At 34.9% G+C, this 14,661-nt stretch carries 10 protein-coding genes; 9 read left to right on the top strand and 1 reads right to left on the bottom strand.

The window, feature by feature from the left end:
- Nucleotides 1-25: 25 nt before the first annotated feature.
- The 8 genes from L1S34_RS02920 to L1S34_RS02885 all read left to right on the top strand — a co-directional run bounded on the left by L1S34_RS02920 (nucleotide 26) and on the right by L1S34_RS02885 (nucleotide 10,286).
- Complete coding sequence (locus L1S34_RS02920; RefSeq protein WP_236362770.1) at nucleotides 26-706, top strand: TetR/AcrR family transcriptional regulator; 681 nt, start codon at nucleotides 26-28, stop codon at nucleotides 704-706.
- Nucleotides 703-2,370, top strand: coding sequence for a peptidase domain-containing ABC transporter (locus L1S34_RS02915; RefSeq protein WP_236362769.1), 1,668 nt, complete (start codon nucleotides 703-705; stop codon nucleotides 2,368-2,370). Before L1S34_RS02920 ends, L1S34_RS02915 begins: the two co-directional genes overlap by 4 nt.
- Before the next feature lie 2 nt (nucleotides 2,371-2,372).
- Nucleotides 2,373-3,719 carry an HlyD family secretion protein gene (locus L1S34_RS02910; protein WP_236362768.1) on the top strand — a complete coding sequence of 449 codons (1,347 nt, stop codon included), beginning with the start codon at nucleotides 2,373-2,375 and terminating at the stop codon, nucleotides 3,717-3,719.
- Nucleotides 3,719-5,107 carry a TolC family protein gene (locus L1S34_RS02905; RefSeq protein ID WP_236362767.1) on the top strand — a complete coding sequence of 463 codons (1,389 nt, stop codon included), beginning with the start codon at nucleotides 3,719-3,721 and terminating at the stop codon, nucleotides 5,105-5,107. Before L1S34_RS02910 ends, L1S34_RS02905 begins: the two co-directional genes overlap by 1 nt.
- Before the next feature lie 43 nt (nucleotides 5,108-5,150).
- Nucleotides 5,151-5,969: a type I methionyl aminopeptidase gene (map, locus tag L1S34_RS02900; RefSeq protein ID WP_236362766.1), complete on the top strand. Its 819-nt coding sequence runs from the start codon at nucleotides 5,151-5,153 to the stop codon at nucleotides 5,967-5,969.
- Between the two features lie 67 nt (nucleotides 5,970-6,036).
- Nucleotides 6,037-6,450, top strand: a complete 414-nt coding sequence (locus tag L1S34_RS02895; protein ID WP_236362765.1) for a GxxExxY protein — start codon at nucleotides 6,037-6,039, stop codon at nucleotides 6,448-6,450.
- Between the two features lie 49 nt (nucleotides 6,451-6,499).
- Entirely contained in the window at nucleotides 6,500-7,264 is a 765-nt protein-coding gene (locus L1S34_RS02890; RefSeq protein WP_236362764.1) for a class I SAM-dependent methyltransferase, read from the top strand.
- 115 nt (nucleotides 7,265-7,379) lie between these two features.
- Nucleotides 7,380-10,286, top strand: a complete 2,907-nt coding sequence (locus L1S34_RS02885; RefSeq protein WP_236362763.1) for a DEAD/DEAH box helicase — start codon at nucleotides 7,380-7,382, stop codon at nucleotides 10,284-10,286.
- 52 nt (nucleotides 10,287-10,338) lie between these two features.
- Here the strand turns inward: L1S34_RS02885 and L1S34_RS02880 are convergent, their stop codons facing one another.
- The gene (locus L1S34_RS02880; RefSeq protein WP_236362762.1) at nucleotides 10,339-13,149 is read right to left on the bottom strand and encodes a M16 family metallopeptidase; all 2,811 of its coding nucleotides are present in this window, start codon (nucleotides 13,147-13,149) and stop codon (nucleotides 10,339-10,341) included.
- Nucleotides 13,150-13,318: 169 nt separating this feature from the next.
- Between L1S34_RS02880 and L1S34_RS02875 the strand changes: the two genes are divergently transcribed.
- The gene (locus L1S34_RS02875; protein WP_236362761.1) at nucleotides 13,319-14,584 is read left to right on the top strand and encodes a DUF5103 domain-containing protein; all 1,266 of its coding nucleotides are present in this window, start codon (nucleotides 13,319-13,321) and stop codon (nucleotides 14,582-14,584) included.
- Nucleotides 14,585-14,661 lie beyond the last annotated feature (77 nt).

Here is a 14,661-nt window from a genome sequence, read left to right as displayed (position 1 = left end):
CTTTTATTCAGCAAAAATACCTCTAATGGATTCCATTTTAACAAATATAATTATCTCAGTCAACGAAAAACTATACGTTAAAAACCCTGAAACTTCAGCCTTGGGTAAAAAGATTATCGAACACAGTATTTTGATGATTGATCAAATTGGTTTTGAAAATTTTACTTTTAAAAAATTAGGTGAATCAATTGGTTCAAACGAAAGTTCTATTTACCGATATTTTGAAAGCAAGCATAAATTAATGCTGTACTTATCTTCATGGTATTGGGGATGGATTGAATACAAATTAGTTTTCGCGACCAACAACATTCTAGATCCACTAGAAAAATTAAAAAAAGCAATTGTAATAGTTACTGAAAAAATAGAAGACGATTCGACTACTGCACATATCAACGAATCTATCTTGAACAAGATTATAATTGCAGAGTTTACCAAAACCTTATTAACCAAAGAAGTTGATGAGGAAAACAAGGAAGGCTTTTTCTTGGTTTACAAACGAATCATAAATCGCTTAATCGAGATGATAGCACTTGTCAATCCAAATTATTTGTTTGCTAAAAGCTTAGCTTCATCAATTGTAGAAGGCGCCTTACACCAACACTTTTTAAAAGACCATTTAAAAACAATTACTAATTGTAATGAAACAGTATCACCAACTGATTTTTACCTTGATTTAGTAGAAAAATTGCAATATAAACAACTATGAAAAAAACACCGTTACGTAGATTTTACAACTTACTTTCGTTAGATAAAAAAGATGTTTATCAAATATTTTTCTATGCCATCTTCGCAGGTTTAATTAGCTTGTCGTTGCCATTAGGAATTCAGGCCATTACCAATTTCATACAATCAGGTCGAGTTAGTGCCTCTTGGATTGTCTTGATAATATTAGTAGTATTTGGAGTAGCACTTGTTGGTATTTTATCTTTAATGCAATTGCGAATCACCGAGAATTTACAGCAAAAAATATTTGTTCGCTCCTCATTTGAATTTGGGGCTCGACTTCCTAAAATAAAAACTGAGGCTTTGTACAATACCTACCCGCCAGAATTAGCCAATCGATTTTTTGATACTTTGACTATTCAAAAAGGAACCTCTAAATTACTAATTGATTTCTCAGCAGCATTATTACAAATCGCTTTTGGAATCATTTTACTCTCACTTTACCATCCGTATTTTATAGTTTTTGGACTTTTACTCTTTTTGCTTTTGTACTTCATATTTAAATTCTCCTACAATTCCGGTCTTGAAACCAGTTTAAAAGAATCTAAATTCAAATACAAAGTTGCAGGTTGGTTGCAAGAAATGGCGCGTAACAGTTTTAGTTTTAAAAACGATTTGAATTATAATTTCGGACTTCAAAAAAACAACACTATTGTATCCGATTATTTAAACTATCGCGAAAAACACTTTAAAGTTATCCAAAGACAATTTACGCAATTGATCGTTTTTAAAGTAATAATCACGGCCAGTTTATTATCAATTGGTGGTTTCTTAGTTTTATCACAACAAATGAATATCGGTCAATTTGTTGCTGCAGAAATCATTATCCTTTTGGTTATTAATTCGGTTGAAAAAATCATTTTAGGTTTAGAAACTTTTTATGATGTACTAACTTCGGTTGAAAAAATCGGGCAGGTAACTGACTTAAATCTGGAGGAAGAAGTTGGGTTTGATAGCGATACCTGCTACAACAGGATAGCATTAGAAACTGAAAATTTAAGCTTTAAATTCCCTGACTCTCCAATTGAAATTTTACAATCTTTATCGATCAAAATCGAACAAGGTGAAAAAATAGTCATTGATGGCGCTAACGGATCAGGAAAAACGACACTTATCCGAATCCTTTCAGGTTTATTACAACCAACTTCTGGCGCTTTTTATATCAACGACGATACATTCAAGAAAATCAATTTAAAACAATACCGATCTCAAATTGGCACTATCATTTCAGGCGAAACTCCTTTTGAAGGGACTTTGCTAGAAAACATAACCTTTAATGATCCGAGTATCAAAACTGAGGATTTAAAATGGGCAATTGATGGCGTTCAATTATCGGGTTTTATCAAAGCTTTACCAAAAGGTCTTGATACTCCTATTTTTCCGGAGGGCAAGCAACTTTCTTCATCTAATGCTCAAAAAGTACTTTTGGCACGAAGCATCATTCACAAGCCAAAAATTTTGTTTTACGAAGACCCAACGGATGTAATGGACGAAAAAGTGGCTAATGAAATTATTGATTTCATTACGGCCGATTCACATAAATGGACCATCATTGTTTCCTCTAAAAATCCGTATTGGAAAACAAAATGCACACGAAGAATAACCATGCAAAATGGCATCATACAACTTGATTCAAAAAATATTTAGACATGCTAAACATATCTGAAAACACTTCAAAGCTGCCTTCATTGGAGCGCTTTACTACAGTAAAAAATTTAGTTAATAGGCCTCATTACAAAATCTTAAATAAAATTATTGCTGGTGTATCTATCATAGGAGTCATTGCTTTGTTTTTGCCTTGGACACAAAATATTTCAGGTTCTGGTAGTGTAACCACTCTTAAACCAAACCAACGCCCGTTATCTATTCAGAGTGTTATTTCTGGACGACTCGAAAAATGGTACGTGCAAGAAGGTGATTATGTAAAAAAAGGCGATACCATTCTTTTTATCTCAGAGATTAAAGAAGAATATATGGATCCGAACTTGGTACAAAACACCGAGAACCAAATGAATGCCAAGAAACAATCTTTACTTTCATACGGATCAAAAGTAACTACTTTAGAAGGCCAAATAGAAGCAATTGAACGCGAAAAAGTTTTAAAACTACAGCAAGCCAGTAATAAAATCAAACAAGCTGTGCTGAAAATAAAAAGCGATAGTATTGATTTAGTAGCAGTTCGTACTCAACTAAAAATTGCAACTACACAGTACAATCGAACAGTTGAACTGAACAAAGAAGGCTTAAAACCTTTAACTGATATTGAAGAAAAACGACTTAAATTACAAGAAGTTGAAGCCAAAATTATTACTCAGGAGAACAAATTATTGACGAGTAAAAACGAGTTTATCAACGCCAAGGTTGAAATCAACAGAATTGGAGCGGAATACGCCGAAAAAGCTTCCAAAGCGAATAGTGATAAATTTACAGCCTTGAGCAATCAGTTTGATACCGACGCACAAGTGAATAAGCTACAAAATCAATATGCGAACTACAGCATTCGTAACGGAATGTACTATATCAAAGCGTCGCAAAACGGCTACGTGAACAGGGCGTTACAATCAGGAATTGGAGAAACCATAAAAGAGGGAACGCCAATTGCGACGATCATGCCTGCCAAATATGATATTGCTGTAGAAACGTATGTGAATCCCATAGATTTACCACTTATAAGCAAAGGCGAAAAAGTACGCGTATGGTTTGATGGATGGCCAACTATTGTTTTCTCGGGATGGCCAAACATGTCGTATGGAACCTTTGGTGGAAAAATTGTGGCTATCGAAAATTTCATTAGTCCTAACGGAAAATACAGAGTTTTGATTGCTCCTGACGAAAATGATCACAAATGGCCAAAACAACTAAGCATTGGTGCAGGTGCACAAACACTTGCATTATTGAATAATGTTCCTGTTTGGTTTGAAATCTGGAGAACACTTAACGGTTTCCCTCCTAATTACTACACACCTACAACTGCGACTTCAAAAGAAAAGAAATAATGAAACAACTACTTATTGCGTTTTTATTTTTTGGTTTTGTTGCCTCTGCTCAAAACATTCCATCAAAAGAATTTACCTACAACGAATATTTAGGATATGTAAAAAAATACCATCCGTTGGTAAAAAATGCAAACCTAGAAATTAGCAAAGCACAGGCAAATTTGATGATGGCTAGAGGTGGATTTGACCCGAAAATTGAAGTCGATTTTAGCAAAAAACAATTCAAAGACACCGAGTATTATTCTATTTTGAACAGCAGTTTCAAAATTCCGACTTGGTATGGTATCGAAATTAAAGCGGGTTTTGACAACAATGAAGGTGTTTACCTCAATCCTGAAAACACGGTGCCAAATCAAGGACTGACATCCTTAGGGATCACTGTACCTTTGGGTCAAGGATTACTGATTAACCAACGAATGGCTGATGTACGCAAAGCCAAAATGCAATTGCAATTAAGCCAAGCCGAACGCAAATTACAGGCAATTGCAGTACTCTATGATGCATCAGTGGCGTATTTCAATTGGAAAAAAAACTTCAACGAGGTTGCACTTTATAAAGAGTATAACGAGAATGCCCAAATTCGATTTAAAGGAATTAAATCCTTAATTGTTCAAGGTGATAAACCTGCAATTGACAGCGTAGAAGCTGGTATTATTGTAAAAAACAGAGCTCTAAGTTTAGAAGACTCTCAATTGAAATTAGCCAAAGCAAAACTAGAGTTATCTAACTTTTTATGGTTAGAAAACAATATTCCGCTTGAACTTGCCGAAGAATTAATTCCAGAGGCACAACTAGAATTTACTATTCAAGAAAGTTTACGCACAAATGATTTGGTTAATCAAGATTTCTCAATTACCAATCACCCCAAGATTAATGCCCTTGAGAGTAAAATTGATATGCTTACTGTCGAGCAAAAATTGAAGGCCAATATGCTATTACCCAAAATTGACGTGGGTTACAGTTATTTATCGGAACCAAGTTATATCGATAATTACCGCTTTGAAGATTACAAAATTGGACTTAACTTTTACTTTCCTCTGTTTTTAAGAAAAGAGCGAGGAAGCCTTAAGTTAGCCAAATTCAAGGTTCAAGAAACTCAATTTGCTTTAAATCTGGAAAAAGTACAATTGACCAATAAAATTAATGCTCAAAAAACAGAAATTGAATCGCTCATCAAACAACAACAATTGATTAAAGGTTTAGTAAATGATAATTTAACGATGCTAAAATCAGAAGAGCGACTGTTTTCATTTGGCGAAAGCTCTTTATTTTTAATCAACACCAGAGAGAACAATTTGGTTAGCGCACAACTCTCTAGAATTGCTTTAGAAAACCGTTTTTTCATTTCTAACTCAGAACTTTTTAAAATTATGGCCAATCCGGATTAAATAATTTTAAAATTGTACTTTTGCGAACTGAAAATTCGAAAATATGATTATTCAAAAAACACGTGAGGAGATTGAATTAATGCGCGAAAGTGCCTTAATCGTTTCTAAAACATTAGGAATGATTGCCTCTGAAATTAAAGAAGGCGTAACTACTTTATACCTTGACAAATTAGCAGAAGCCTTCATTCGTGATCACGGCGCTGTGCCTAGTTTCCTTGGCTTATATGGTTTCCCGAATTCATTGTGTATGAGTCCTAACTCGCAAGTAGTACACGGAATTCCAAATAATACTCCATTAAAAAGTGGCGATGTCATTTCAGTAGATTGTGGTGCTTTTAAAAACGGTTACCATGGCGATCATGCCTACTCGTTTGAGATCGGTGAAGTAGCTCCAGAAACTAAAAAGCTTTTACAAGTTACTAAAGAATCTTTATATGTAGGTATACGCGAACTTCGTGCGGGGAATCGTGTGGAAGATGTGGGTAATGCCATTCAAAAGTACAACGAAGCACACGGTTATGGCGTGGTTCGAGAATTAGTAGGACACGGTCTTGGCCAAAAAATGCACGAAGATCCAGAAATGCCCAATTATGGTAAAAAAGGGCGTGGCAAAATGTTGGTTGAAGGAATGGTTGTTGCCATTGAACCGATGATCAACATGGGAACGCGTAACATCAAACAACACAAAGATGGCTGGACAATTACCACTGCCGATGGAAAACCATCAGCTCATTTTGAACATGATGTAGCAATCATCGATGGAAAACCAGAATTACTCTCAACTTTTGCCTACGTATACAAAGCTTTGGGAATTGTGAGCAATGAAGAAGATGAGTTTAGAAAAGTGCCTTTGGTGATTTAATTATTTCACGAAGATTCACAAAGAAATCGCAGAGATTCACAAATTTCTATTCAACACTGGTAAACAAATGCAAGAAGAGCTATCAAAAATTACTGCTGATTTAGAATCACTTTCATACAATATAATAGGATTAGCAATTGAAGTTCATAGACAATTAGGGCCTGGTCTATTAGAATCAGCTTACCAACAATGTTTATTTTATGAAATAATAAAAGCAGGTTTGAAAGTTGAAAAAGAAATAACGCTACCAATTATCTACAAAGAAATAAAAATTGATCATGGATATAGAATTGATTTATTAATTGAAGACAAATTAGTCGTCGAATTGAAAACTGTTGAAAGTTTTAATTCAGTACATTTTGCTCAAATTTTAACCTATTTGAAACTAGGACAGTACCCTCTTGGGCTACTAATCAATTTTAATTCGAAAATTTTAAAAAACAATATTAAACGATTCATTAACACCGCTAGAGAATTGTAAAACTTTGCGAATCTCTGCGATTTCTTTGTGAATCTTTGTGTAATAAATTATGAAAAGACTTTTCAAAACCATACTCAATACCATTCCACGTCCGTTATTAATCCGTTTGAGTTATGTGGCGCGACCAATCATTGCTTTTACCTTAAAAGGGGACAAATTTACGGATCCTATTGATGGCAAAAGCTTCAAATCGATGTTGCCGTATGGATACGAAACACAGCGTAACAATGTGCTTTCGCCAAGTACGCTTTCATTAGAGAGACACCGTTTATTGTGGTTGTACCTCAACGAGCAAACCGATTTTTTTACAGCGCCCAAAAAAGTTTTGCATTTTGCACCTGAGCAAGCTTTTTATAAATTGTTCCGTAAACAAAAGAATCTAGATTATACGACTACCGATTTGTTTTCACCATTAGCAGATGTGAAAGCAGACATTTGCAATTTGCCTTTTAAGGACAATCAATACGATGTCATTTTGTGCAACCACGTTTTGGAACACATTCCAAACGATACCAAGGCCATGAAGGAATTGTATCGTGTGTTGAAACCAGGCGGAATGGCAATTTTACAAATTCCGCAAGACTTAAATCGTGAGGTAACTTTTTCGGATGATAGCATTACCGACCAAAAAGAACGTGCCAAAATATTTGGCCAATACGACCACGTGCGCATTTATGGCCGTGATTATTTTGACAAATTAAGAAGCATAGGTTTTACAGTTGTTGAAGAAGATTATACCAATAAAATTGCACCTGAATTAGTAGAAAAATACTGTTTAGCCAAAGGCGAAATTATACCAGTTTGTTTTAAATAATTTTTTTTAAACAAAATAAAATCCAACACAGATTCCACAAATTTGCACAAAATTATCTGTGTGAATTTGTGGAATCTGTGTCTTTATAACCTAACAATCAAATAACGTTTTACTTTTGGAACCCGAAAATCATTTCCAGTTTTGCTTTGATCTTAGTTTTGAAGCGAAACTCAATTGCTACATTCCTACTATCTATGTGGTCGGACATGCGGATACCATCACGTATTTAGAAAAAAAAGCAAGTTCAGAAGTGCTGCAAAGTATGGGCGTTGAGGCAAAACAACTCCCACTTGCAACCCAAAAAACACTCAACATTTGCGAAAGCCTGCAGCCAGAAGTCCTGTTTAAAAAATACCGTACAAAAAGTAAAGCCGCTAAGAAGATTGAGGACTTGTTGCAAGACGAGAAGCTAAAATTCGGAATTACACAATTCATACAAGTACAATTAGCGTCCTTTTATGCTTTAGTTCGCGAACATGATTTTCCGCTTTCATTTCAATTAGGTAAAGAAAAAGATTTTCGCATCAGTCGTATTGGCACTCAAAATCCAGCTTTAGAAACCGAACTCCATTTTGATAAACACGAAAACGGAATTTCATATACTTTAAAACTCAAGGAAAATGACCTTTCTTTTTATCCCTCGAACACAACAGTAACATTGTTGTTAAACGAACCGGGATGGCTTGTGGCACACCATAAACTGTATGCGTTAAAAAGCATCAATTCTAAAAAAATAACCCCTTTTTTAAATAAAAAAACGGTCGAAATTCCTTCGAAATTAGTACCCGACTATTTTGAAAAATTCATTAAGGATATTGCCCAAAAAGTAGCTATCAGCGCTACGGGATTTGAGGTGATTACCCAAACCAGTATTCGTTCTTGCAACCTGAAATTGGTGCATGATTTTTTTAAAAACACCTATTTCATCAGTCTTTTTTTTGATTATGATGGATACGTTTTTGATGCCACTAAAACCAAAAACACCCATGCCGAAATTGACTTAAAAGACTTAAAGAATATAAAATTAATCCAATACAAGCGCAGTCAAGCTGAGGATAATTTTACGGAATCCCTGCAAACACTTGGGCTTAGCAAACAAGAAAATCAGCTTTTTGGACTTTTGCAAAAACCAGAACAAAAAGACACTTATGCTTGTGTCCAATGGGCATTAGAAAATCGTGTGAAATTAGAATCAGTAGGTTTTTCGTTAGAGAATCTTAAAATCGACGGAAAAAATATTGATAATAATGCAGTTAGCATTACATTCGCCAACACCATTCAAAATGATTGGTTTGATATTAAAATGACTGTGGTTTGTGATGATTTTGAATTCAATTTCAGCGAGTTGATTCCGAATATAAAAAGCCAAAATCGCTTGTTTCTCTTACCCAATGGGAATTATTTTTTGATTCCGTTAGAATGGATGACGCGTTACGGAGCTATGGCTAAGCTGGCTAAAATCAGCAACGGAACTATGGCAGTGCTCAAAAGTAATTTTGCCGTTTTTGAAGAAATTCCGCAATTAAAACAGACCTTGCATGTAAAAGAAACGGTTCAATACCAACCTTCGGATTTGGTTAAAGCCACGTTGCGACCTTACCAAATAGAAGGCGTACAATGGCTTCTAGAACATTACAACAATGGTTTAGGCGCTTGCTTGGCCGATGATATGGGATTGGGAAAAACATTGCAAACCCTATCAACACTAGTCGCCGTTCAAGAAAAATTAGATTTTGAAAAAGCCGAAAACATGCAACTCGATTTGTTCGGCAACGAAATTCCTATAGCCAAAGAATATCTAAAAGCCTTGATTGTACTTCCCTCCTCTTTGGTGTTCAACTGGTACAACGAGGCTAGAAAATTTACGCCTCATTTCAGGAGAATTCAATATGTGGGACAAGATCGAAAACTAATTTCTAAAAAATTAGAAAAATACGACTTGATCTTTACAAGTTATGCGGTGGTGGCGAGAGATCTTTCCATTTTAGAAAAGTATCAATTTCGTTTTTTGATTTTGGACGAAAGTCAATACATTAAAAATAAAAACTCGAAAATTTTTCAAGCGATTAATCAAATTCAAACAAGCCATAAAATTTCTCTGAGTGGTACTCCTATCGAAAACTCCTTAGACGATTTGTGGTCACAAATGCAATTTATCAATCCGAATATTTTGGGGAGTTACGCTTTTTTTGCGGAGCATTACAAAATTCCTATCGAGAAAAACCAAGACGAAAATAGTCTACTGGAACTCAGAAACCTCGTCAGTCCGTTTATTTTACGACGAACGAAAGAACAAGTTTTAAAAGACTTACCTGAACTATCAGAACAAGTTTTTTATTGTGATATGGAACCCGAACAAGAAAAATTCTACGAAGAAGAAAAGTCGAAAGCTAGAAACGCACTTTTAAAAACCGATGGTTCTGGCATTGACAAAATCAATATTATCAATACGTTGATGCGTTTGAGACAATTGAGTAATCATCCTAAAATGATTGATAAAAAATCAGAACTTGATTCGGGGAAATATATTGCGGTGACCCGATATTTAGAAACCTTAGTGCAATCCAATCAAAAAACAATAGTATTCAGTTCGTTTGTGTCGAATTTGCAATTTTATAAAAAATGGAGCATCGAAAACAAAATTGATTTTTGTGAATTGACTGGTGCAACACCACAAAATGAACGTGCATACCAAGTTCAGAAATTTCAAGAACAAGAGCGCTCAAAATTGTTTTTCATTTCCTTAAAAGCGGGTGGCGTGGGACTCAATATTACCAAAGCTTCGTATGTCTTGTTCTTGGACCCATGGTGGAATCCTTTTGCTGAAAAGCAAGGAATTGGTCGCGCGCATCGTATTGGACAGTTGAATAAAGTAAATGTCGTTCGATTCATTACTAAAAATACCGTCGAGGAAAAAATTATTCGGTTACAAGAAAACAAAAAACTGCTTTCGGATGCACTGCTTGATGAAAACCACATCAGCCCTGAAATTGAAGAAAATTTAGATTTTATATTAGCATAAAAAAACCTGCTACTTCAGTGAAATAGCAGGTTTTGGTTTTAAGTCTAAAAAATTATTTTTTCTCTGGCATCAAAATACCGATCACTTTATCTTTTGTAAGATATTGTTTAGCTATATTTTGAATGTCTTTGGCAGTAACGGCATTCACCATTTCTTCCATTTTCAAAACATCTTCAGGATTAGATGCGTTTACATACGATCTTGTCAAGTTAGACAACCAAAAACGGTTTTCTTTACTATCTTTTCTAAAATCGGCTAATTCACCTTCTTTGAATTTAGCTACATCTTTTTCATCTGGTCCTTTGTCAATAATATTCTGAAGTTCTTTCAATGCTGAAGCAGTCAACTTCTCAGCATTTTCTGGTCCGCAAGGGAAACCTATTGAAAAAGTATACGATCCGTAAGGCATTTTGTTCATGCTTCCTCTGGCATTTACACCATAAACACCACTTTCATTTTCACGTAATTGCTCTACCAGTTTAATAGTAAGTACTTCTCCTAACGCTTGCATGCTCATAGCATCTTTAGCAGAATATTTGGCATCTCCATAAAACATGATGGTCACGTTACTCTTAGGATCTGCTCCTTTATTTACTACTTTTTTCAAGTCGCCTTTTAGCAATCGGTAACCTAGATCAACTGCTTTTTCTTTTTTGTCATTCGCTGGCAATGAAGCAATGTATTTAGTAGCCATAGCTTCGATTGTTGCATCATCAACATTTCCTACGAAGAAAAATTCAAAATCAGCAGCATTTGCAAAACGCTCTTTGTATTTTTCGTAAGCCAATTTATAATCGGTATCAGCCCATGATTTATCAGTAGGCATGATTCCAAAAAATCGTGGGTTATTCTGGTTCAAATAGGTATAAAACTCCTGTTGGAAGTAATTCTGTGGCGTAGAAGCCATGTTTTTGAAAAAGCTTGATTGTTTTTGTTTGAATCCTTCAAAAGCTTCTTGGTCAAAATTTAAATCTGTAAAGTAAGCATGCGTCATTTGCATTAAGTACTCTAAGTCTTTAGGAGTTGATGTACCTCTAAGTCCTTCGCTAGTACCTCCAATATAAGGATTCACTCTTGCAATTTTACCTGTCATGAATTTGTTGATGTCATTCAGTTTTAAGCCAGAGAAACCAGCTTCAGCAAGTGCTCCATTAGCAAACTGAACTTTTTTCATTTCCTCGTTTGAGTACAAATTAGATCCACCTAAACTAACCGCTTCAAAAAGCACTTCGTCGTTTTTAAAATCGGTGTTTTTATACGTTACTTTAGCACCATTGGAAAGAACTAATGTTTTTGTACCCAATTTATCATTACTACTTCTGCTTACCACCGTTCCTGCTTTTACCTCTTTTCTAAGCAGACTCGTAGCTACCGCAGCATCTTCGTAAGGTTTTAATTCGTCTGTATTCACTTTTATGGCAGCTAATACTTCTTGCTCTGTAACTTTTTTCAAGCCTTCTTTTTCAGGACCCGTTAAAATAATAACACGGTTATCCTCTTTAACGTACTCTTTAATTAAGCCATTTACATCTGCTAGCTCGATTAACGGTAAAATTTGCTTGAAAGTTTGAAAAGTCCATTCAATTCCTGGAGCTGGTTCTTTCTCTAGGAAATTTGCTTGAAGCTCGCCTACAAAATTCTCTGAATTCGTTTTACTTCTATCATTGTATGCTTTTTCAATAGAAGCCATAAATTCAGACTTAGCACGGTCTAATTCTCCTTTTGTGAAGCCAAACTTCTTAGCACGCTCATTTTCTGTTACCAATGTTTTCAAGGCACTCAATTGCTTGTCTTCTGATGACATGGCAATAGATTGATACCCTTTTTTGGTTCTGGCAAAAGTTCCACCATAATAAGAATACCCGTATGTGAAAGGTGGGGTTGCTGAATTGGTTAATTCATCAAGACGCGTATTTAAAAGCGTTGCAAATAAATTTTCAACTATGTAATTTTTAAAATCAGCTACGGTAACCATTTTCTTAGGTGCAGCATAATCTTTATACAATAATTGCACTTGTGTATTCGATGCTTCTTTGTCACTTTCTACAGCTACAAAAGTTTCTTTATGATTAGGAACTTCAAATACTTTTCTTGGTTTTTCATTTGCAGGATTTTTATAAGCAGAGAAGTGAGAAACAATTTTTTTCTCCATTTCGGCTACATCAATATCACCTACCACAATAACACTCATCAAGTTAGGACGGTACCAATCTTTGTAAAAATTAATTAAGGACTGATGTTTGAATTTTTCTAATACCTCTTTTTGACCAATTGGCAAACGAGTAGCGTATTTTGAATCGTGCATCATCTTGGAGATGTAACGCCCCATCATTCTTTTTCCGGCACCTAACCCAAGGCGGTACTCTTCAAGAACAACACCTCTTTCTTTGTCAATTTCTTCTGGTGTCAAAACTGTGTTGAAAGCCCAGTCCTCAATGATTTGAAATCCTTTTTCAAGTTTCTCAGGATCATCTGAAGGAATTGGTAAAAAATACACGGTTTCATCAAAACTAGTGTAAGCATTTAAATGTTGTCCAAATTTAACCCCAATACTTTGAAGGTAATCTACCAATTGATTTTTAGGAAAACGCTTTGTTCCATTAAAACACATGTGCTCCATGAAGTGCGCTAAACCTTGTTGATCATTTTCCTCGAGAATAGAACCTGCATTAACTACCAGTCGAAGATCTACTTTCTTTTCTGGCTTGGCATTTTTCTTGATGTAATAGGTTAATCCGTTTGGCAAAGTCCCAGTCTTTACACTTGGATCAAGCGGAATGGCCGCATTATAATCAAGTTTTTGCGCAAAAATCGCAGCAGGAATAATAAAAATTCCTACTAATAAATGGTTGAGTTTTTTCATATGTTTATTTGTTTGTTGTAAAACTAACGAGTAATTTTCTACTTTATTACCATTTTTTAAAATAATTAACAGAAATTACACACGAAAACATAATCAAGAAGCAATCAAAATAAATCATTCCAGTTTTCCGTTTTTTAGTATCTTTAAAACTTGAACTTATTTCTAAAAAATGTCAAAAATCCGACTACTATATACTACCCTATCCCTTATTTTGTTTGGCAAGTTTGCTCTTTTTGCACAAGTTGAAAAAGAAATTACACAGCCTTTTCATATCAAAACAGTTTCTTTCGTACAAAACGATCAAAACAAAGTGCCAATTTTTCAGCTTGGCAAAGGTTTTCAATTGGAATTTGACGACTTATACGGCAACGAAGCCAACTATTACTACGAAATTGTTCACTGCAATTTTAAATGGGAACCGTCTCCCATTCCTAAAAACGAATACTTACAAGGTTTCGACAACCAACGCATTCAAGATTACAGTAACTCTTTTAACGCATTGCAACTGTATTCACATTACAAGTTGTCTATTCCCAATCAATTTACGCAACAGCTTAAAATAAGCGGTAACTACATACTTAAAATTTTAGACGAAAACCGCGATGTAGTGTTTAGTCGAAAATTCATTTTATTTGAAGACCTAGCCACAGTACCCATTCAAGTAAAAAGAGCACGAACTGTAAACACTCTAGTTAGCAAACACAATTTAGATTTTAGCGTAAAAAGCAACAGCCTTACGTTTCAAAATCCACTTAAAAATGTTAAAGTAGTCTTGCTACAAAACGGACAATGGCACACAGCAATTCAAAATATAGCGCCGCAATATACGATTGGCAACGATTTGATTTATAAATACGATACCGAAACACAATTCTGGGCCGGAAACGAATTTCTGTTTTTTGAAAACAAAGACATACGCTCTGCCAGCAACAATGTAGCTCGAATAAATGCCAAAACAGACATTTATAGCGCCTACTTATATACTAGTGCCGCTCGTGCCAACACACCTTACACTTTCATGCAAGATGTCAACGGTGGATTTGTGGTTAACAACCTCAATGCGCAAAAAAACGAAATCGAAGCCGATTATGTTTGGGTATATTTTAGCGTATCTGCACCTACTTTCAGACTCAACAAAAACATTTACGTGACAGGAATGTTCAACAATTACGCCCTTACTGATGAAAATAAAATGGATTACAACCCCGAAAAAGCCATTTATGAAAAAGCCATTTTAATCAAACAAGGGTTTACTAATTTCCAGTACACAATCGCAGACTCTAAAGGAAATATCGATTATGAAAACGCTATTGACGGCAATTTCTTTGAAACAGAAAACGACTATACCATTTTAGTATATTACCGAGAAGCCATTGACCGTTACGATCGCGTTATCGGAAAAGGAAATGCTAGTTCAGTGAATATCATCAATTAAAAAAACTTTGACAATAACCGTTAAAATAACATCCTTTTTTTGTAAATTTGTCAATAATAAACACATATTCATCCTTT

Source organism: Flavobacterium sp. K77 (genome assembly GCF_021608205.1).
Classification (GTDB): domain Bacteria; phylum Bacteroidota; class Bacteroidia; order Flavobacteriales; family Flavobacteriaceae; genus Flavobacterium; species Flavobacterium turcicum.
This window is presented reverse-complemented; position numbering and strand designations above follow the sequence as displayed.

What these genes read in the sequence shown, in the direction of transcription:
- L1S34_RS02920 (WP_236362770.1), top strand. Translation starts at nt 26, where the DNA reads ATGGATTCCATTTTAACAAATATAATTATCTCAGTCAACGAAAAACTA.
- L1S34_RS02915 (WP_236362769.1), top strand. Translation starts at nt 703, where the DNA reads ATGAAAAAAACACCGTTACGTAGATTTTACAACTTACTTTCGTTAGAT.
- L1S34_RS02910 (WP_236362768.1), top strand. Translation starts at nt 2,373, where the DNA reads ATGCTAAACATATCTGAAAACACTTCAAAGCTGCCTTCATTGGAGCGC.
- L1S34_RS02905 (WP_236362767.1), top strand. Translation starts at nt 3,719, where the DNA reads ATGAAACAACTACTTATTGCGTTTTTATTTTTTGGTTTTGTTGCCTCT.
- map (WP_236362766.1), top strand. Translation starts at nt 5,151, where the DNA reads ATGATTATTCAAAAAACACGTGAGGAGATTGAATTAATGCGCGAAAGT.
- L1S34_RS02895 (WP_236362765.1), top strand. Translation starts at nt 6,037, where the DNA reads ATGCAAGAAGAGCTATCAAAAATTACTGCTGATTTAGAATCACTTTCA.
- L1S34_RS02890 (WP_236362764.1), top strand. Translation starts at nt 6,500, where the DNA reads ATGAAAAGACTTTTCAAAACCATACTCAATACCATTCCACGTCCGTTA.
- L1S34_RS02880 (WP_236362762.1), bottom strand. Translation starts at nt 13,149, where the DNA reads ATGAAAAAACTCAACCATTTATTAGTAGGAATTTTTATTATTCCTGCT.
- L1S34_RS02875 (WP_236362761.1), top strand. Translation starts at nt 13,319, where the DNA reads ATGTCAAAAATCCGACTACTATATACTACCCTATCCCTTATTTTGTTT.